This is a genomic window from Microbacterium sp. W4I4 (assembly GCF_030816235.1).
GTDB lineage: Bacteria > Actinomycetota > Actinomycetes > Actinomycetales > Microbacteriaceae > Microbacterium.
On record NZ_JAUSXT010000001.1, the window covers coordinates 2,970,847 to 2,990,213 of the forward strand.

At 67.1% G+C, this 19,367-nt stretch carries 20 protein-coding genes and 1 pseudogene; 15 read left to right on the forward strand and 6 right to left on the reverse strand.

Features of this window, described 5'->3' with window-relative positions; translation table 11 throughout:
- Positions 1-34: 34 nt before the first annotated feature.
- A complete protein-coding gene (locus QF046_RS14040) occupies positions 35-1,024 on the forward strand; it encodes a 1-phosphofructokinase family hexose kinase (RefSeq protein WP_307370903.1) in 990 nt (329 codons plus the stop codon).
- Positions 1,021-1,779, forward strand: coding sequence for a 5'/3'-nucleotidase SurE (gene surE, locus QF046_RS14045; RefSeq protein ID WP_307370904.1), 759 nt, complete (start codon positions 1,021-1,023; stop codon positions 1,777-1,779). Before QF046_RS14040 ends, surE begins: the two co-directional genes overlap by 4 nt.
- Before the next feature lie 7 nt (positions 1,780-1,786).
- Here the strand turns inward: surE and QF046_RS14050 are convergent, their stop codons facing one another.
- The 4 genes from QF046_RS14050 to QF046_RS14065 all read right to left on the reverse strand — a co-directional run bounded on the left by QF046_RS14050 (position 1,787) and on the right by QF046_RS14065 (position 4,146).
- The gene (locus tag QF046_RS14050; protein ID WP_307370906.1) at positions 1,787-2,233 is read right to left on the reverse strand and encodes an SRPBCC family protein; all 447 of its coding nucleotides are present in this window, start codon (positions 2,231-2,233) and stop codon (positions 1,787-1,789) included.
- Positions 2,233-2,769, reverse strand: a complete 537-nt coding sequence (locus QF046_RS14055) for a MarR family winged helix-turn-helix transcriptional regulator (RefSeq protein WP_307370908.1) — start codon at positions 2,767-2,769, stop codon at positions 2,233-2,235. The genes QF046_RS14050 and QF046_RS14055 overlap by 1 nt, the downstream gene beginning before the upstream one ends.
- A gap of 69 nt (positions 2,770-2,838) precedes the next feature.
- Positions 2,839-3,276, reverse strand: a complete 438-nt coding sequence (locus tag QF046_RS14060) for a cupin domain-containing protein (RefSeq protein ID WP_307370910.1) — start codon at positions 3,274-3,276, stop codon at positions 2,839-2,841.
- Positions 3,277-3,297: 21 nt separating this feature from the next.
- Positions 3,298-4,146 carry a fumarylacetoacetate hydrolase family protein gene (locus QF046_RS14065; protein WP_307370913.1) on the reverse strand — a complete coding sequence of 283 codons (849 nt, stop codon included), beginning with the start codon at positions 4,144-4,146 and terminating at the stop codon, positions 3,298-3,300.
- A gap of 96 nt (positions 4,147-4,242) precedes the next feature.
- On the opposite strand from QF046_RS14065, the gene QF046_RS14070 reads away from it, so the two are divergent.
- From QF046_RS14070 to QF046_RS14115, 10 genes and pseudogenes are all read left to right on the forward strand, one after another.
- Positions 4,243-5,337, forward strand: coding sequence for an NADH:flavin oxidoreductase/NADH oxidase (locus QF046_RS14070; protein ID WP_307370917.1), 1,095 nt, complete (start codon positions 4,243-4,245; stop codon positions 5,335-5,337).
- Between the two features lie 30 nt (positions 5,338-5,367).
- Complete coding sequence (locus QF046_RS14075; protein WP_307370920.1) at positions 5,368-6,051, forward strand: TetR/AcrR family transcriptional regulator; 684 nt, start codon at positions 5,368-5,370, stop codon at positions 6,049-6,051.
- 96 nt (positions 6,052-6,147) lie between these two features.
- Entirely contained in the window at positions 6,148-7,689 is a 1,542-nt protein-coding gene (locus QF046_RS14080) for a class I adenylate-forming enzyme family protein (RefSeq protein ID WP_307370921.1), read from the forward strand.
- Positions 7,690-7,718: 29 nt separating this feature from the next.
- The gene (locus QF046_RS14085) at positions 7,719-9,470 is read left to right on the forward strand and encodes an acetyl-CoA carboxylase biotin carboxylase subunit (RefSeq protein WP_307370923.1); all 1,752 of its coding nucleotides are present in this window, start codon (positions 7,719-7,721) and stop codon (positions 9,468-9,470) included.
- Positions 9,470-9,574, forward strand: a pseudogene (locus QF046_RS14090) (CoA ester lyase); the annotation flags it as partial. The gene QF046_RS14085 and the pseudogene QF046_RS14090, both read left to right, overlap by 1 nt.
- Positions 9,573-10,361: a CoA ester lyase gene (locus QF046_RS14095; protein ID WP_307370925.1), complete on the forward strand. Its 789-nt coding sequence runs from the start codon at positions 9,573-9,575 to the stop codon at positions 10,359-10,361. The pseudogene QF046_RS14090 and the gene QF046_RS14095, both read left to right, overlap by 2 nt.
- 13 nt (positions 10,362-10,374) lie before the next feature.
- Entirely contained in the window at positions 10,375-10,836 is a 462-nt protein-coding gene (locus QF046_RS14100; protein ID WP_307370928.1) for a MaoC family dehydratase, read from the forward strand.
- 11 nt (positions 10,837-10,847) lie between these two features.
- A complete protein-coding gene (locus QF046_RS14105; RefSeq protein WP_307370930.1) occupies positions 10,848-12,023 on the forward strand; it encodes an acyl-CoA dehydrogenase family protein in 1,176 nt (391 codons plus the stop codon).
- 32 nt (positions 12,024-12,055) lie between these two features.
- A complete protein-coding gene (locus tag QF046_RS14110; RefSeq protein WP_307370932.1) occupies positions 12,056-12,805 on the forward strand; it encodes an SDR family NAD(P)-dependent oxidoreductase in 750 nt (249 codons plus the stop codon).
- Positions 12,802-13,722: a DMT family transporter gene (locus QF046_RS14115; protein ID WP_307370935.1), complete on the forward strand. Its 921-nt coding sequence runs from the start codon at positions 12,802-12,804 to the stop codon at positions 13,720-13,722. Before QF046_RS14110 ends, QF046_RS14115 begins: the two co-directional genes overlap by 4 nt.
- Positions 13,723-13,749: 27 nt before the next feature.
- On the opposite strand, the gene QF046_RS14120 is transcribed toward QF046_RS14115, so the two are convergent.
- On the reverse strand, positions 13,750-14,259 hold the full coding sequence (locus QF046_RS14120; RefSeq protein WP_307370938.1) for a nuclear transport factor 2 family protein: 510 nt from the start codon (positions 14,257-14,259) through the stop codon (positions 13,750-13,752).
- 73 nt (positions 14,260-14,332) lie between these two features.
- Positions 14,333-15,583, reverse strand: a complete 1,251-nt coding sequence (locus QF046_RS14125; protein WP_307370940.1) for an ABC transporter substrate-binding protein — start codon at positions 15,581-15,583, stop codon at positions 14,333-14,335.
- Between the two features lie 195 nt (positions 15,584-15,778).
- Here QF046_RS14125 and QF046_RS14130 point away from each other — a divergent pair, with 195 nt between their 5' ends.
- Genes QF046_RS14130 through QF046_RS14140 form a run of 3 tightly spaced genes read left to right on the forward strand, consistent with a single transcriptional unit; the run spans position 15,779 to position 19,366 of the window.
- Positions 15,779-16,648, forward strand: coding sequence for a branched-chain amino acid ABC transporter permease (locus tag QF046_RS14130; RefSeq protein WP_307370943.1), 870 nt, complete (start codon positions 15,779-15,781; stop codon positions 16,646-16,648).
- Positions 16,641-18,596, forward strand: coding sequence for a branched-chain amino acid ABC transporter ATP-binding protein/permease (locus QF046_RS14135; RefSeq protein WP_307370948.1), 1,956 nt, complete (start codon positions 16,641-16,643; stop codon positions 18,594-18,596). The genes QF046_RS14130 and QF046_RS14135 overlap by 8 nt, the downstream gene beginning before the upstream one ends.
- Positions 18,593-19,366, forward strand: a complete 774-nt coding sequence (locus QF046_RS14140; protein WP_307370950.1) for an ABC transporter ATP-binding protein — start codon at positions 18,593-18,595, stop codon at positions 19,364-19,366. Before QF046_RS14135 ends, QF046_RS14140 begins: the two co-directional genes overlap by 4 nt.
- Position 19,367: the final 1 nt, after the last annotated feature.

Below are 19,367 nucleotides of genomic sequence, written 5' to 3' on the forward strand. Positions count from 1 at the left end.
CGCAGGACGCACGCGCGGCCGTTAGCGTCTCGGCATGAGCGACGTGACGATCTTCGCCCCCTCGCCGACACTGACGGTGACTGTCGAGAACTCGGGCGATGCCGACGAGATCCACATCCACGCCGGCGGGCAGGGCGTATGGCAGGCGCGGATGCTGTGCAGGCTCGGCGTCTCGGTGACCATGTGCTGCACGCTGGCCGGCGAGGTCGGCCAGGTCATCCGTCATCTGCTCGAGGACGACGGTGTGGAAGTAGTCGGCATCGATCGGCCCGGCAGAGCCTCTGCCTATGTGCAGGACCGCAGGGGAGGAGAGCGTGAGGAGATCGGCGCCGAGGTCGGCGATCCGATCGCGCGCCACGAGCTCGACGAACTGTACGGCGCCGTCATCCGGGAGGGGATGCGGTCCCGTGTCGTGATCCTCAGCGGTCCGGCGGCCGACGATGTGCTCCCACCGGACACCTACCGGCGTCTGGCCGCCGATCTGCGCGCCTCCGGATGCACGGTCGTGGTGGATCTCGCCGGCGACCGTCTGGATGCTGCGCTGGAGGGCGGCGTCGACGTGCTGAAGGTGAGCGACGAGGAGATGCGCGCGCACGGTCTCGACGACGAGTCGCCGCAGACGATCGCCGCGGCCATGAGGTCGCTGCGCTCCCGCGGTGCTGGGGTCGTGATCGTGACGCGCGCCGAGGAGCCGCTGCTTCTGCTGGACGGCGAAGGGCTGGCCGAGATCACCCCGCCGAAACTGGAGGTCGCCGACAGCCGCGGCGCGGGTGATTCGCTCACGGCGGGCGTCGTCGCGGGGATGGTCCGCGGTGAGACACCGCGCGGTGCGATCACGCTCGGCGCGGCGGCTGGGGCGATGAACGTCACCCGTCACGGGCTCGGGACGGGGGATGCCGAGGCGATCGCCGAGCTGCGCAAGCGGGTGCGGATCGCCCCCGTGGCCGGAGACGACGGCACCTCGAGCGCTCGAGTCAGCCCGGACGGGCTCGCCTCGCTGGCCGAGACGGAGGAGGAACGATGACCCGGCTGCTGGTCACCAACGACGACGGCATCGACTCCCCGGGTCTGCACGCGCTGGCACTCGCGCTGCAGGGGAGGGGCCTGGACGTCACGATCGCGGCACCCGTCACGCAGTCCAGCGGATCGAGTGCCTCGATCATGGCCGAGAACGCCGATGGGCGCATCCGCGTGGACAAGCGCACCCTCGACGGTCTCGAGGAGATCCCCGCCTTCGCCGTGCACGGCGGGCCCGGGCTCATCGCGCTGATCGCCGCGCGCGGGGCCTTCGGCGACCCCAGCGACCTCGTCGCCTCCGGCGTGAATCACGGCGCCAACGTCGGGCGGGCCATCCTGCACTCCGGGACGGTCGGAGCCGCACTCACCGGCGGACTGAACGGCGCATGGGGCATGGCGGTCTCGTTGGACGTGGGACTGGACCCGACGACGTTCCACTGGGCGGCGGCCGCCGATGCGGCGGCCGACCTCGTGCCGGCTCTGCTGCAGCATCCGCGGGGCACCGTCATCAACGTCAACGTGCCCAATGCGAGCGAGTTCCGGGGAGTGGTGGAAGCCGAGCTCGCCCCGTTCGGAATCGTTCAGACGACGCTCACCCAGCAGGACGAGCACGACGTGCGGCTCGCCGTGGAGGACCTGCCGCGAGACCCGGCACCGGGCAGCGACGCCGCGCATCTCGCCGCAGGCTGGATCACCGTGAGCGGGCTCGACCCCGTGTCGCACGTGCCGCTGGGCATCGTGGCCGATGCCAGGGCGAGCTGACGCGATCTCAGGCGAAGTGTGCGCTGATGGCGTCGTTGCGCTCGGTGATCACGCCGATCAGATGCCGGCGCATGACGACGGCATCCACCAGGCGGCCCAGCGGGCCGAACGGCGAGTGGAACCCGATCGTGTCGCGCATGAGCGTCCCGCCCTCGGTCGGTTCGAACTCGTGCGTGTGCCGGAATGCCCCGAACGGCCCCGTCGTCTGCCGATCGCGGAACAGGCGGGGCCGATCGACGTCGAAGACGATCGACGTCATCCGGAAGCGGATGCCGAAGTGCCGGGCGCTCCAGGTGATCTGATCGCCCTCGCCGAGCGTGCCGGAGGCCACTGCACCGACCGCGCGCTCGCCGCGGGAGCTCTGCGATGCCAGGTGCAGCCCGACGTCGAGGGAGAGATCGAACACCGCCTCGGGGGAGGCCGGGATGATCCGCTCCAGGACGAAGGATGCCATCAGAGTGGATCGGGTACCGGACGCGGGTCCGTGAAGTCGCCCGCGTTCTTGCGCATGCGGGCGACGATGCCGACCAGCGCGTTGGCGTCCTCGGCATCGATCCCCGGGCTGCGGAACACGTCGGTGTTCAGTGCGCGTGTGGCCCGCTCGACCAGGTCGCGGCCCGTCTCGGTGAGCGTGAGCAGAGCGGCCCGACCGTCGTGCGGGTGCGGCTCGCGCAGTACCAGGCCGTCGCGCACGAGGCGCTCGGCGGTGCTCGTCACGCTCGTCGCGTGCACCTGCAGACGTGCCACGACACTGGACAGGGGCAGGGTGCCCGACCGGCTGAAGGCCAGCAGACGCAGCACCTCGTAGCGGGCGAACGTGACTCCGAAAGGCTTCAGCGTGGCATCCACCCTCGCCAGCAGGAGCTGCTGCGCGCGCATCACCGAGGTGACCACGGCCATGCCCTCGGCGGCATCCGGCCAGCCGTGCGCCACCCACTGCCGCTTGGCTTCGGCGAGCGGATCGATCGAGAGAGGGCGTGGGCGTGCCATGCGTCAACGGTATCGGGTGCGGATGCCGTTCAATGGCATCCGCATCCGGGACTTCAGCGGCGGGAGTCGTCAGTCGACGTAGGCGATGTCGATGTCCGCAACATCCTGATCGTGGAGGTTCACCACGATGTTGTCCGGCGTGCGGGTCGTCATCCAGATGAGCTCCTCGGTGTGGCTGAGGTTGCCTTCGATGTGCGGCACGAACGGCGGTACATAGACGAAGTCGCCCTCGGACATGTAGAGGATGTCTTCGTAGCGCTCGCCGAAGCGGATGAAGCCGTTGCCCTTGTACACGTACCCGCCGGTCTCAGCCTCGCCGTGGTGGTGCGGGTCGGAGACCTCTCCCGGGCCGGTGTAGACCTTGCCGAACCAGAGGCCCTCGACCTCGGTGTTCTCGACGGCGACTCCCGAATAGCGACGGGCGTTCGATGTTTGCCCCGGGGCCATGGGTAGCTCGTCCTTGCGCTGAACCGAGAGCTTCTTCAGCTGCTGTGATGCATCAGTCATGGTCGTTCCTTTCTGTGGTGGTCAGGCTTCTTCGATGACGGATGTCGTGAGCGCGCCCAATCCGTCGATGGAGATCTCGATGACGTCCCCGGGGGAGAGCCAGAGCGCCGGGTCGCGGCCGTCTCCCACGCCACCGGGCGTTCCCGTGGCGATGATGTCGCCAGGTCGCAGCGTCGTCCACTCCGAGCAGTACGACACGAGGCTGGCCACGTCGAACACGAGCTGGTCGAGCGTCGAGTCCTGCACGAGCTGCCCGTTGATCCGGGTCCGGATGCGCTGCGACCCGACTGCTCCGAACTCGTCGGCGGTGACGATCGCCGGCCCCAGACTGCCGCTGCGCGGGAAGTTCTTGCCCGGTGCGAACTGGGACGTGTGGCGTTGGTAGTCGCGTATCGAACCGTCGTTCATGATGGTGTAGCCGAGCACATGATCGAGCGCGTCCGCTTCGTCGACGTGCCGCGCTTCGCGCCCGATGACCACGGCGAACTCGCCCTCGTAGTCGAAGGACGTGCTGTTCCCCGGCGCCACGAGGGCTTCGCCGTCCCCCACGAGCGAGTCGGCGAACCGGGTGAAGATCACCGGCTTCTCGGGTGTTGCGCGCTTCATCTCGGCGATGTGGTCGGCGTAGTTCAGGCCGACGCAGATGATCTTCTGCGCGTCGGGCACGGGGGGGAGGAGTTGTACGTCGTCGGAGCGGAGCGGAACGGCATCGCCTGCATGCGCGGCGATGCCGGCGAGGTCGCCATCGCGAAGGACCTCACCGAGTCGACGGCCGGCCGCGATCTCGAGTGCGCCGAGGTCGCGTATGGTGTCGCCGTCCAGCGCCCCCCACGATCCACGTCCTGCATGGGTGAACGACACAAGCTTCACGTTTCCTCCTCGAACAGGTCCCGCGGTCGAGCGCAGGATCGGAATCAGTGTAAACTAACGAGCAACCGTTCGCTAGTTTACGGAGAGGTGACATCGATGCCGAAGTCCCAGGCGCCCCCACGGCTGTTCGAGCCGATCCAGCTCCGCTCGCTCGCCGTCGCGCACCGGCTGTGGGTCGCGGCGATGTGTCAGTACTCAGCGATCCGTGGCGTCGTCCAACCCTGGCACCTCGTGCACCTCGGTTCGTTCGCGATCGGACGAGCCGGCCTGATCGTCACCGAGGCGACCGCAGTGAGTCCCGAGGGCAGGATCAGCTCCGGCGATGCGGGGATCTGGACGGAAGAGCAGGCCAAGGCGTGGGAGCCGGTGGTCGAGTTCGTCCACCAACAGGAGACGCCGATCGCCGTGCAGCTGGCGCATGCGGGGCGCAAGGCGTCGACCCGCCCGCCATTCCAGGGGCGCGGCTATCTCCCCGCCGATGAGGGTGGCTGGGCGACCGTGGGCCCGTCGACCGTCCCGTTCGGAGAATTGCCTGACCCGACGGCGCTGACGACGGCCGACATCGCGGGCGTCATAGACGACTTCGCATGTGCCGCATCCCGCGCGGTCGCGTCGGGATTCGACGCAGTCGAGATACACGCCGCGCACGGCTACCTGCAGCATCAGTTCCTGTCCTCGCTCTCGAACCGACGCGAGGATGACTACGGCGGCAGTTATGAGAATCGCACGCGAATCGTCCGCGAGACCGTGGTTGCGGTGCGTGGGGTCATCCCAGACACGATGCCGCTGTTCATCAGACTGTCCGCCACTGACTGGGTCGAAGGCGGCTGGTCACTGGAGGACACCAAGCGCCTGGTGCCCGTGCTGCGTGCACTCGGAGTCGACTTCGTGTCGATCTCCTCGGCGGGCAATGATCACCGCCAGGAGATCCCGGTTGGTCCGGGCTACCAACTACCTCTCGCTCGCGCGGTCCGGGAGAGCGCGGGCATCCCCGTCGGTGCCGCAGGGCTGATCACGGAGCCGCGACAGGCCGAGACCGCACTCGTGGATGGCGGAGCGGATGTGATCTTCGCCGCGCGTCAGTTCCTCCGCGAACCGGGGTTCGCCCTCCGTGCCGCGGCGGAGCTCGGGGGGTTCCTGGAGTGGCCACGGCAGTACCGGATGGCCCGATTCGAGGGGAGCATTCCGTGATCAGCGCGCCAGCACCTGGTAGAAGTGAAGTTGGGCCGCCCAGCGGGTGGTCATCGTGAGCGCTCGACAGGAGTACGGGTAATGGCGGGAATCACTGCAGGAGGACAGCAGACGGCGGCGGCGATCCGGCGCGAGGCGGCGGCGAGCTTCGTGCAGCACGGGTACGAGGCGACGAGCCTGCGCAACATCGCGGCTGCCGTCGGGATCAAAGTCGGCAGCCTGTACAACCACATCACGAGCAAGGAGGATCTCCTTCTTTCCGTGATGGGCGGCACGATGGATGACCTGAACTCCTTGATGGACGAGGCGCTCGACGGGCCGATCGATCCGGTGGACCGCCTCATCGCCTTCGTCGAGTGTCACATCCGCTTCCACGCCGAGCGGGCGCAGGAAGTGTTCATCGGCAACACGGAACTGCGCTCGCTGCACGCGGAAGCGCGGGCCGAGCTGTCCGAAAAGCGCCGTGAGTATCGCAAGCTCCTCGAATCGCTGATCGTCGCTGTCGGCGAAGCCGACGAAGCCGACATCCTCAATGCCCGTCTGCACGCATTCAGCATCGTCGCGATCGGCACTCACGTCGCCGGCTGGTATCGCGAGGACGGCGGACTGCCGCTGGACGAGATCATCGAGATCTACACAACGATGGTTCTGCGCAGCCTTCGAGTCGATGGCGCAGACGAGCGCGTGCGGACGCAACTGGCCGCCGGCCGCTGACCCGAGACGCGGTATCCGTCGCGTGGTGGGCACATGCGCTACACTCACACATAGACAAACGCTTGTACGTTTGTTTGACGACATGGAGAAGCAAAGATGCGCACCATCGGCGACTGGACTCGACTCAACGCCCGAAGGCATCCCGACCGGGAAGCCTTCGTCGGCGTCGATGGCCGCGTCACCTTCGGCCAGGTCGCCGAGCGCGCGTGGAAGCTGGCGCGAGGTCTGCGAGCAGCCGGTGTGCGCCCGGGCGACACCGTAGGAGTGCTCGCCGGCAACACGGTCTTCAACGCCGAGACGTTCATCGGAACGGCGATCAGCGCGGGGATCTACACGGCCTACAACTGGCGGTGGGCTGCCGAGGAGCTCGCAGCGGGTGTCCGCGAGAGCGGAGCCGCGATCGTCATCGTCGAAGATCGATTCCGCTCGCTTCTGAACGACGCCCTCGACATCATCTCCGCACGCGATGACACAGTCGCGCTGCCCCGCGTGATCGAGCAGGGCGAGGTCGAGACGCTGCGCATCGGCGACGGAGAGGCCCCCGACGTCGTCGCTCCCGACGATCCGCTCTGCCTGATCTACACCGGGGGCAGCACGGGCACGTCGAAGGCCGTGGTGCTGTCGCATCGGGCCGCGACCGCAAACGCGCTCAACGAGTACATCGATCTCGGCATCGGAGCTCTCCCCGAGGAGCGCGGGTTGATGGTGACGCCGATGTTCCACTCGGCCGGGCTGCTCACCTGGCTGGTCACGCACTTCGTGGCGGGCAAGACCACGGTGCTCGTCGACAAGTTCGACGAGCAGGAGTTCGTCGAGTGGGTCGGTCGCGAGCGTGCGACGAACAGCTTCATGATTCCGAACATGATGCGGCGGCTCATGCAGGCCGGCGCATTCGAGGCGCCGGAGGTGCAGCAGCACTTCAAGGCCATGCACACGGGTGCAGGTCTGCTGCGCATGCCGAACAAGGTCGAGTTCATCGAGACCATGCCGAACGCGAAGCTGTTCTTCCGCTATGGACTCTCCGAGGCCGGGCCCATGGTCACGCGCCTGCACCATGACGACATGCTCGACATCGACGTCGACGGATCGATCGGCCAGGAGTACACGCTCGTCGAATCCAAGCTGATGAGTATCGACGGGGAGGATCGCGAGATCGAGCCGGGCGAGCTCGGGGAGATCTGCGTTCGCGGCCCCAGCATCATGACCGGATACCACCGGCGCCCGGAAGCCACCGCTGAGACGATCGTCGACGGGTGGTTGCACACCGGCGACCTCGCGACTCGGGACGAGCGCGGCTACTACTTCTTCAAGGACCGCCTGAAGGAGATGATCAAATCCGGCGGCGAGAACGTGTACTGCGTCGAGATCGAGCAGGCCCTGTACCTGCATCCCGCTGTGCTCGAGGCGGCTGTCGTCGGCGTCGCCAACGAGACCTGGGGCGAGGAGGTGCGCGCGGTCGTATCGCTGCGCGACGGCCGTACCGCCGATGCGCAGGAACTGTCCGCATTCCTGCGCACACAGCTCGCCGGATACAAGATCCCCAAGGAGTTCGCCTTCATGGCGGCGACGGATCTGCCGCGCTCGGGCGCAGGCAAGCTCGTCAAAGAACAGCTGAAGACCAAGCTCGGCTGGAACTGATCCGCCGAAGAACAGCAGGAGAGACTGAGATGTTCGAGAAGATCCTGATCGCCAACCGTGGCGAGATCGCCGTTCGCGTCATGCGCACGGCGAAGCGCCTCGGCATCGCGACTGTCGCGGTGTACTCCGAGGCGGATGCCGACGCGCTGCATGTGCGCGCCGCCGATGAGGCCTTTGCCCTCGGTGACGGGCCGGCGAGCGAGAACTACCTCAACGTCGCGAAGATCGTCGAGGCGGCCAAGCGCACCGGCGCCCAGGCGGTGCACCCGGGCTACGGCTTCCTCGCGGAGAACGCATCCTTCTCCCAGGCGGTCAGCGATGCTGGGATCGCGTTCATCGGACCCTCGGCCGAGGCGATCACCACGATGGGCGAGAAGGTCGCGGCGCGAGCGGTGGCCGTGGCGGCAGAGGTACCCCTCGCACCCGGATCCGACGGTCCGATCACATCCGCAGACGAGGTCATCGCGTTCGGAGACGTGCACGGATACCCGGTCCTGGTCAAAGCCGCTTACGGCGGCGGCGGGCGTGGCATGCGCGAGATCCGTTCCGCCGACGAGGCCCCCGAAGCATTCGCCGCCGCCGTGCGCGAGGCCACGGCGGCGTTCGGCAACGGTCAGGTGTACTGCGAGCGCTATCTGGTCAACGCTCGTCACGTCGAAGTGCAGGTCTTCGGCGACAGCCAGGGGAACATCGTCTACCTGGGCGACCGTGACTGCTCCGTGCAGCGCCGCCACCAGAAGCTCATCGAAGAGGCGCCCGCCCCGGGGCTGAGCGACGAGCTCCGCGCCGCCATGGGGGCCGCGGCAGTACGCCTGGCCGGTCATGTCGGCTACGTGGGTGCGGGCACCGTCGAATTCCTCGTGGAGGACGGTTCGTTCTTCTTCCTCGAGATGAACACGCGCATCCAGGTGGAGCATCCAGTGACCGAGGCGGTCACCGGACTCGATCTGGTCGAGCTTCAGTTGCGCGTCGCCGACGGAGCGCCGCTCGGGATGACGCAGGCCGACGTGCGCGTCGCCGGTGCAGCGATCGAGGCGCGCATCAACGCCGAGGATGCCTCCGGGGGGCTGTTCCGCCCCGATCCCGGTCTCGTCACCGCTCTGGAGGCACCCGCGGGAGACGGCCTGCGGTGGGATGCGGGGTACGAGAGCGGTGATGAGGTGCTGCCCCTCTACGACAGCCTGATCGGAAAGCTGATCGCCACCGCGCCCACGCGAGCCGAGGCGATCGACAGGCTGCGCGACGGCCTGGCCCGGCTGTCGATCGAGGGCATCGCGACGACGGCGCCCGCCGCCAGACACATCATCGGGCTCGACGCCTTCCGGACGATGGGCATCAACACCCTCTGGCTCGAATCCGACGTCGAGTTCCCCGACTTCGATGAGGAGCCGGAGGACCGATTCGAGGTGGAGGTCGGCGGTCGCTGGTACCGCATTCCGTACTTCCCCGAGGGCGTCGTCCCCGGACCGAGCACGGCTGCGCCCGCGACCGAGCCAGCTGCGGCCCGTGCAGCCGGGCCCCGTGCAGCGGGCGGCCGATCCCGCAAGAAGGCGGGAGACGGCACGGTCAAGGCGCCGATGCAGGGCACGATCGTGAAAGTGAATGTGGCCCCGGGAGACGAGGTCGCGACGGGAACCGTGCTGTTCGTGCTCGAGGCCATGAAGATGGAGAATCCGATCCAGGCGCAGCAGGACGGCGTCATCGCCGCAGTCCACGCCGAGGTCGGGCAGTCCACGCCCTCGGGAACCCTGCTCGCCGAGTTCGCCAAGGCGGACGCCTGATGCGTGCGCTCCGCTCGGTGCTGTTCGTCCCCGGCCACAAGGCCGACTGGATCCAGAAGGCACTCGCCTCACCCGCGGACGGCATCATCATCGACCTCGAGGATGCCGTCCCCGAGGCCGACAAGGCGCTCGCGAGAGAGAACGCGCGCGCAGCGATCAGCGAATATCCGGGGGACAAGACCGTCCTCGTCCCGGGTCAACGGCCTCGAGACGCCGCACTTCGGGGAGGATGCGCGCGCGGTCGCTGTCGACGGCATCGGCGGGCTGCTCCTGCCCATGCTCCGTCACCGTGACGACCTCGTGGCGTTCGATGGGGTGATCACCGCCGCCGAGATCTTCAACGGCCTCCCGCGCGGGACCGTCGAGGTGCTGCCGTCCTTCGAGACCGCCGAATCGATCGGGAATGTCGAGAGCATCCTCACCGCCCCGCGCGTGGGAGGCGTCATGGCCGCGGCCGCCAAGGATGCCGACATCTCGCGATCAGTGGGATTCAGCTGGACCGCTCAGGGACTGGAGACGCTTTACCTGCGCAGTCGGATTCTGCTCGCGGCGCGAGCCGCCGGACTGGAGATGATCGTGCTCGGCCTCTGGCAGGACGTGCGCGACCTCGACGGGATGCGGGTCTTCGCCCGCGACAATGCTGCTCTGGGCTACACCGGTCAGGTCATCATCCACCCCACGCACGCAGAGATCGCCAACGAGGAGTACGCGCTCTCCGAAGAGCGCATCGACTACTACCGGCGACTGGTGCTGGCCTTCGAGGCCGGCATTCAGGAGGGCAACGGCGCGGTCAGCTTCGAGGGCGAGCACATCGATCTCGCTCACGCCAACAATGCGCGCGAGTTGCTGCGCCGCGCCGGACATCCCGTCGGTCTCCCGACGGCAGAATGAACAAGGAGCATCCATGTCCATGTACTTCGAGGACTTCGTCGTCGGCGATGTCATCCGCCATGCGGTCACACGCACCGTCACCGAGACGGACAACCTGCTCTTCACGACTCTCACCATGAACGTGCAGCCGCTGCATCTGGATTCCGAGTTCGCGGCGAAGAGCATGTACGGCCAGCGCATCGTGAACAGCGTGTTCACACTCGGCGTGGCCACCGGCATCCCCGTTCAGGAGACGACTCTCGGCACGACGCTGGGCAATCTCGGGTTCCGCGAGATCGAGTTCCCCAAGCCCGTGTTCATCGGCGACACGTTGCGCGTGGAGACCGAGGCACTGGACGCGCGCGTCTCGAAGTCGCGACCCACGACGGGGATCGTCGGCATCGAGCACCGTGCGTACAACCAGCGCGATGAACTGGTCTGCGTGGTCCGTCGCACGGCGCTCATGATGCGTCGCGGTGAGAACGTGGCGAGCTGAGGGCGGCGGTTATGAGCGACTTCACCCCGCTGCCGGTCGAGCAGACCGAGGATCAGGCCGATCTGAGGGCGATGGTGCGCGAGCTCCTTGCCGACCTGGCCACTCCGGAGAGGTTGTCCGACCACGATGAGCGGGAGGCGTTCGACGAGGACCTCTACCGTGCGCTCGCGGAGGCGGGACTGGTCCAGTTGGAGGGTGAGGTCGGCGGCGACGCTCCCAGCCATGCCGGGCAGGCCATCGTTCTGGAGGAGCTGGGCGCGACGGCGACATCCATCGGCGTATCGCTTGTCGTGCAGTTCATGGCGGTGACGCTCCTCTCGCAGCACGGAACCGCCGAGCAACGCGAGCGGTACCTGTCGGCGCTCTACGACGGTTCGCAGCGCGCGGCATTCGCGCTGACCGAGCCGAGCGGCGGCACCGATGTGGCTCGAGCCATGCAGACGAAGGCGGTCCAGCGCCCCGACGGCGGCTGGGTGATCAACGGCGCCAAGATGTGGATCTCCGGAGCGTCGGACTGCGGATTCATGATCGTTCTCGCCCGCACCTCTCCGATCGAGCGGTCGGCCGTCAGTGGCATCACGATGTTCCTCGTTCCGGCGGACACCCCAGGGATGACCGTGAGCGAGATGGACACGGTCGCCATTCACGGGCTCTCGACCTGCGAGGTCGGTTTCGCCGACGTCGTCGTTCCTGAGGAAGCTGTGCTCGGCGATGTGGACCGAGGCTTCCGGCAGGTCATCGCGACCCTCAACGGAGAGCGGCTCAACGCTGCAGCCGTCGCCCTCGGAATCGCCCGGGGGGCACAGGATGCGGCCCTGGACTACGTTCAGAGCCGTCACGCGTTCGGCAGGCCGATCGGTGGATTCCAGATCCTGCAGCATCGGCTGGTCGACGGGGCCGTGAAGATCGAGGCCGCACGAGGACTCCTCCAGCGAGCGGCGCGAGTCGCGGATGAAGGAGGCGACGCCGAGACGCTCTCCGCGATGGCCAAGCTCGCCTCATCTGACGCGGCAACCACGGTGACCGAGCACGGCATGCGGGCGCTGGGCGGGTCGGGCCTCAGCCGGGAGTACTCGATGCAGCGCTTCTGGCGCGATGCGCGGCTGTACACCTTCGCGCCGCTCACCGACGAGATGATGCACAACTTCATCGGCGAGTTCTACCTCAAACTCCCGCGCTCGTTCTGAGCCGCGGATCCGCATCGAAGGAGATCAGGACCATGCAGAAACAGCGGACAGTGCTTGTCACGGGAGCGGCCGGCGGTATGTGCCGCGGGATCAACGCGCGGCTCGGGGCCGGCGGGCATCGCGTGATCTGCACCGACCTCGACCCGGATGCCGCCGAGCGCGCAGCGCAGGCGGTGCGCGACGCGGGCGGGATGGCCGATGCCTTCGCCGTGGACGTGTCGGATCCCGGCAGTGTGAGAGCTCTCGCCGGCGACGTTCGGGAGCGCGTCGGCGAGGTCGATGTGCTGATCAACGCCGCGGGAATCCTCGATCGCAAGTACCTCGCCGATCACGACGACCGCTCGTTCGAGCGGACGATCGACGTGAACCTGGTCGGACCGTTCCGCATGATCCAGACGTTCGCTCCCGCGATGGTCGAACGGGGCTGGGGGCGCATCATCAACGTCTCCTCGATCGCCGGCGTGACCGGCTACCCGTATCCCAGTTACGCCGCGTCCAAAGCAGGGCTGTCGAATCTCGCCCGCTCGCTCGTCATCGACTTCTGGGGCACCGGTGTGACGGTGAACTCGATCTGCCCGGGTGTCGTCGACACTCCGATGGTCATCCAGGAGGTGCGCGACCAGGTGCCGCGGAAGGTTCCCACGGGGAAGATCGTCGACCCCGACGAGATCGGCGGGGTGGCGCTGTTCCTGATCGGGGAGGATGCGAAGAACATCAATGGCGCCGACATCCTCGTCGACGGCGGCGCGACGCGTTACTTCCAGCTCTTCGATCGGCCGTGAATCGATCGGGCGATCGCCGCACGATCGTCATCTTCCTTCTCACGGGGTTCATCTGGGGCTCCGGCTTCCTGTTCATCCGGGTCGCCGTCGCCGAACTCTCACCCGTGGAATTCGTGTTCGCGAGGACCGCGCTCGCCTGCGCGGTTCTCGCCCTCGTGATGCTCGTGACGCGGCGGCACTGGCCGACGGGTTTCGATGTCTGGCGCCGCATCGCCACCCTCGGCATCGTGGGATGCGCGGTGCCGTTCCTCTTCTACGCCTGGGCCGGGCAGCGCATCCCGAGCGGACTGTCGAGCATCTACAACGCCGCCGTGCCCGTCGCCACCGCGCTGGTCACACTGATCGCAATGCGCCAGGAGCGACTGGGCGGGCGCAAGCTTCTCGCGATCGCGGTCGGCGCGATCGGGATCGTCGTGGTCCTGCAGCCCTGGCGACTCGACGCGTCGGATTTCGACCTGGGGGGTCAGCTGGCCTGCATCGGTGCGGTGCTCGGCCTTGGATTCGCCTTCTCGTACACGCGCAAGGCGATCAGCCCGCTCGGCCTCGACCCGATCGGGGTGGCGATGGGGCAGATGCTGGTCTGCGCTGTCGTGGTGGGCGGGGTGGTCCCGTTCACCAGTACGGGCGTTCCCGCGGTGTCTCCGGCAGCCATCGGCAGCGTGCTCGCCAGTGGCGTCTTCGCCACCGGCATCGCCTACATCTGGAACTTCCAGATCATCGAGCGCTGGGGCGCAGCATCCGCCTCCATGGTCACCTACGTGACGACCCTCGTCGGCGTCGCCGCAGGGATCATCGTGCTGCACGAGCCGATGGCCATCCACCATCTGATCGGTGCAGCGATCGTGCTGATCGGGGTGGGGATCGGGGTGCAGGGCTCTCGCGGCACGGTCGGGCTGGGTCCGGCTGCTCCGGGGTGACTTCAGCTCGTCGGCCCGGAGCAGCCGTCAGACGCCGTCGATCCAGTCGAGCGTCGGGGCAGGAGTGTCGTACCGCGGGGTGGGGGTCTTCAGATCGACCAGCGGATCGATGCGCACTCGCGTGAGCCGCATGAAGCCGATGCGCCATCCCGCACCGGTGCGCACGTACTCCTCTTCGTAGTACCCGTATCCGTACAGACCGTACATGCCGGGGATCTCGATCCCGCGGTAGACCTTCGTGTCGGCTTCCCAGGTCAGGTGGTCGGTCATCGACCAGATCCCGCGCACGCGATCGTCGGCGACCTGGCGGAATCGCGGGTTCGTTCCGCGATGCTGCGACACTACGCCGGTGAAGAATGCCCGCAGCCCGGCCACCCAGCCGTCCGGGCCGGCCATCTCGAACGGGAATCCCTCGAAACGCGCCTCCTCGGTGAAGATGCGTCGCAGCGCGTCCCACTGCTTGTTGTCCATCCAGTAGAAGTACTGCGCCTTCAGCTCCTGGATCTCCTGAAGGTCCTGCCAGGTCAGCTCCTGCATCGCTCCTGCTCCTCGTGATACGCCACGGGGGTGTCCGGTCGGAACCGGACACCCCCGTGATCTCTGTGGTCGATCAGTACGTCTTCACGACTTCGAACTTGCCACTGGTGACTCGCAGCACGGCGAGACCCTCGAGAGAGGTCGAACCGTGGAACTCCGGGGTGTAGGTGTAGATGCCGTTGACGCCCACGACAGACTTGGTGTCGTTCTCAAGCGCGTCGCGGATCGCGTCGCGCGTGCCCTGCAGGTCGGACGGGTCGGGGTTGCCGGCATTCTTGATCGCGTTCACGAGGAGAGTCGCGCCGTCCCAGCCGTTGGCGGCGTACTGGCCGGCCGTCTCGCCGTATGCCTTCTGGTAGCCGTCGACCAGTGCGTGGGTGACTTCGTACTGGGGGCTGTCCTTCGTCAGGGATTCAGGAGCCAGCACGACCGAGCCCTGCAGGTACGTGCCGTCTCCGGCCGAACCGGCATTCTCGATGTAGGCCGCGGAGCCGGCGCCGGGGGAGTTGAACAGTGCCGGCTTGAAGCCGATCGATGCCGCACTCTTGGCGACGATCGCGTTCGCGGGGTTCACTGCCCAGACCAGGACTGCGTCGGGGTCGCCCTTCTCGAGGTTCGCCAGCTGGGCGGTGACCTCGGTGGCGGTCGCGTCGAATGCCTCGTTGCCTGTCACCTTGATGCCGTAGTCGGCGGCGACGTCATCGATGCGCTTCGCAGGGTCCTGGCCGTAGCCGTCGTTGGTGTGCAGCAGACCGATCTTGGTCCAGCCTTCGGACTTGGCGAACTCGAACTGAGCCTTCAGCGATTCGTTGGTGCCGGAGTACTGCTTGAAGATGTATTTCGCGTTCTCCGCCGGCTCGACGATCGCGCTCGACGAGGCCAGTGCGATCGTCGGGGTCGTCAGATCCTTCGAGAACGTCTGCAGGGCGATCGACTCGCCGGAGGACGACGGACCGAGGATGGCGTGCACGTTCTCCTCGATCGCGAGCTTGCGGAACTGGTTCACCGCGGTGCTCTCGCTGCTGCCGCTGTCGACCGTGATGAGCTCGACGGGGTGTCCGTCGATGCCGCCGTCGGCGTTGAGCTGCTTGAAGTACAGTTCGATCGCCTTGTTCTCGGGCTCGCCGAGCGCGGCGTAGCTGCCGGTCAGGCCGACGAGCACGCCGACCTTGTACGGCGCGGTGTCGCCGCTCTTGCCGCCGTCGGATCCACTGCCGGGTTCTGCGCCACCGGAGCAGGCGGCGAGGGTGAGCGCGAGAGCAGCAGCGCCCGCCGTGAGTGCGGTGCGGCGCCAGATGCCTGACGCTGTGGAGAGCTTCTTCATTGAGCTGATCCTTCTCTATTCGGGTGACTTCTTCGCTGAACGTCGGAGATCGGAGTCCGCGATCAGCTGGATGCTGACGTTTGACGCGGAGCGACATGGCGTCTACTCTGATTCAAGCGAACGTGCGTTCGTATGTCAATATTGGACCTACGATGTGACGGATTCGTGATCCAGATCTGAATCAAGGAGGCTTCAGTGGACGTGGTCATGCAACTGCTTCTCACGGCCGTAGCCACGGGTGCCCTCTATGGCGCGATTGGCATCGGCTACGTGATCGTGCACAGACTGACGGGGATGGTCAACTTCGCCATGGGCGACATCGCCGTCGCCGGTGCTTTCGGTGCCGTGGTGGCGTCGTCCGTGATGCCGCCCTTCTTCGCGATCCTCACCGGTGCCGTCGTCGGAGCCGCTGTCAGCGTCGCGATGTATCACCTGGCGATCCACCCGCTCCGCAAGGAGAGCCTCATGGTGCAGACGATCGTCACGCTCGGCATCGGCATCGCATTGCGATCGGTGCTGCAGCTGATCTTCGGCAGCGGGCCCCGGCAGTTCGACCCGATCACAGGCGGTGGTTCGATCAAGATCCTGGGCGGATCCATCCCCCCGCAGTCGTTGTGGCTCATCGGCATCGCCGTCGTCGGCTACATCGGACTCGCGCTCTTCTTCGATCGCACACTGGCGGGCAAGGCCCTCAGTGCTTTCTCGATCAACGCGTACGCCGCAGGAATCGTCGGAATCGGCCTGACGGGTATGGCGACGATCGCGTTCGCGCTGTCGGGCGCGATCGCCGGCGGCGTGCTCGCGGCGCAGACGCCGACGTCGTTCATCGCCGCGGGTGCAGGTCTCGCACTCGGCCTCAAGGGTTTCATCGCCGCGATCCTCGGGGGCTTCGACAAGCTGGGGCTCACGCTCCTCGGCGGGATGCTCGTCGCCTTCGTGGAGATCGCGTTCGCCCGATTCGTGGATGCCGCACAGGCGCAGACCGTGATGTTCGCGCTGCTGATCGTGCTGCTCATCGTCCGCCCGCAGGGCCTTACCCGAAAGGTGGCGGCAGATCGTGTCTGAGACAACCGAGCGCTCGCTGCACATGCTCACCTGGAAGCACGCCGTCGGCATCGTGGCGTGGATAGCGGTGGTGGTGCTGTTCGCCACGACATCGAACGCCTATTACGCCGGCCTCGGAGCATCCGTCGGAATCCTGGCCCTGCTGGGACTCGGCATGATCCTGGTCACGGGATACGCCGGGCAGTTCTCCCTCGCCGTAGGAGCGTTCTACGGGATCGGCGCCTACGGCTCCACTATCCTGACCGTGAAGTTCGGGTGGTACGGACTGCTGGCGCTGGTCGTGGCGGCGGCCATCGCGTCCGCGATCGGCTTCGCTCTCGCCCGACCGCTCTTCCGGCTTCGTGGGCACTTCCTCGCGATGGCCACTCTCGCCCTCACCGAGGTGTTCTTCCTGCTGGTGAACAACTCGTCCTACACCGGCGGATCGACGGGGATGGGCGGGCTGCGGCCACTGGATGTGCTCGGCTTCGCCTTCACCTCCAGTCAGAGCCACATGATCCTCAACTGGCTCGTCGTGGGCGCCGTCCTCTGGGGTGCACTGATGCTGCGCAAGGGTCGTGAGGGGCGCGCGCTGCTCGCGATCCGCGGGCACGAGGCTGCGGCGGCTTCGGCGGGCATCAACATCGCATCGTCCAAGGCGCGGGTGTTCACCGCCTCCGCAGTGATCAGTGCGATCGGCGGCTCGCTCTACGCCCACCAGATGCTCTACATCAACCCGCCTCCGTTCGGGCTGGAGATCGCCATCGAGGTTCTGATGATCGCGGTCCTCGGAGGCATGCGAAGCCCTTGGGGCGCGATCATCGGCGCCATCGTTCTGGAGTTCCTGAACCAGGCGATCGAGGCCATCCTGCCGGGCCTGCTCGGAAGCGGCGCCGTGGGCGCGGGGCAGCAGCTGGTCGTCGGACTGCTCCTCGTCGTGATCCTCGTCGTCCGGCCCGACGGTGTGGTGGGTGCGCTGGGTGCGCTGTTCACCGTTCTGCGGCGAGTGATCGATCAGCGTCACCATCCGGATGCCGCGTCCGATCGGGTTCCGGAGAACGCCGAGGAGTCGGACGGCAGTTCGACGGACATGGCCGCCCTGCGTCGGGCAGAGGATGCCGATGCGCCCGAGCGCGAGCCAGGTGACGTCGTGCTCGAAGCAACCGGCCTCGTCAAGCGGTTCGGCGGCGTCAAGGCTGTGAGTGAGGTCTCGCTGCAGCTGCACGCCGGCGAGGTTCTCGCCGTCATCGGTCCGAATGGCGCCGGAAAGTCGACGCTGGTCAATCTGCTCTCAGGCAACCTGTCGCCCACTGCCGGCCGAGTGCACCTCGGCGGAGAGGATACGACCGACCTCAAGGCGTTCCAGGTGGCGCGTCACGGGCTGTCCCGGACGTTCCAGACCCCGTGCCTGTTCGAGGGGATGGATGTCGAGGCCACGGTGAAGGTGGGGGCGCACCTGCGCGGATCGGTCGGGATGCTGCGGTCGTCCGTTCCGACCATCGGTGCCCTCAAGGAGGAGCGTCAGCTCGCGGCGGAGACCACCGAGGTGCTCGCGCGGCTCGGCTTGGCCGAGCTGGCGCACCGTGATGCCAAGGCACTCTCGCTCGGTCAGCAGAAGCAGGTCGAGATCGCGCGTGCTCTCGTCTCGCATCCGAAGGCACTGCTGCTCGACGAACCCTGCGCCGGACTGAACAAGCAGGAGAAGGCATCGCTGATGCAGCTGCTGAGAGCGCTCGGACGGGAGGGGCTCGCCGTACTGGTCATCGAGCACGACATGGAGTTCGTGATGGCCAGCGCCGACCGGGTGCAGGTGTTGAACTTCGGCGCCACGCTCCGCGTGGGAACGCCGGAGGAGGTGCAGAGCGACCAGGCCGTGATCGACGCCTACCTCGGCGTCTCGCACGAGAATGAGCCGGTCACGACCACGACCATGGCGGTCGTCCAGAAGAAGGCGTGGTGGAAGCGATGAGCACAGCACTCGACATCTCCGACGTGAGTTTCTCCTATGGCCGCGCGCAGGTCCTTCGGGATGTCTCCTTCACCGCCGATGCCGGTGAGATCATCACGGTCATCGGACCGAACGGGGCGGGAAAGTCGACTCTGCTCAATGTGATCGCGCGCAGCCACAGGCTGCGTCGTGGATCGGTCACGGTGATGGGCAATGACACCCGATCGATGCGGCAGGCGCAGGTGGTCAAGGCGGGTTGCGTTCTCGTTCCCGAGGGTCGGCAGGTGTTCTCCACGCTGTCGGTGGAGGACAACCTTCAGCTCGGCGGATACACCCGGCGCCGCGACTACAAGCGGCTCCTGGATGAGGTCTACGGCTACTTTCCTCGGCTCCTCGAGCGTCGCGATCAGCTCGCCGGGACGCTGTCCGGTGGCGAGCAGCAGATGCTCGCGGTCGGTCGCGCCTACATGAGCGAACCCAGCGTGATGCTGCTGGATGAGCCCAGCCTCGGGCTGTCGCCGCAGATGACCGCACAGGTGATGGCGGTGCTCGGAAAGCTCCGCCGCGATCGCGGTCTCACGATCGTGCTGGTCGAGCAGAACGCGCATGCCGCCCTCGGGCTCGCCGATCGCGGCTACGTGCTCAGCGGCGGCGAAGTTCTGCTCGAGGGATCCGCTGACGAGTTGCGTGCCAACCCGATGATCCAGCACATCTATCTCGGCGGCGGTGCGTCGGCCGCGGCCCTCGACCCGACGGTCGAGGCGGCGCTCAACGACAAACTCGAGGAGTAGC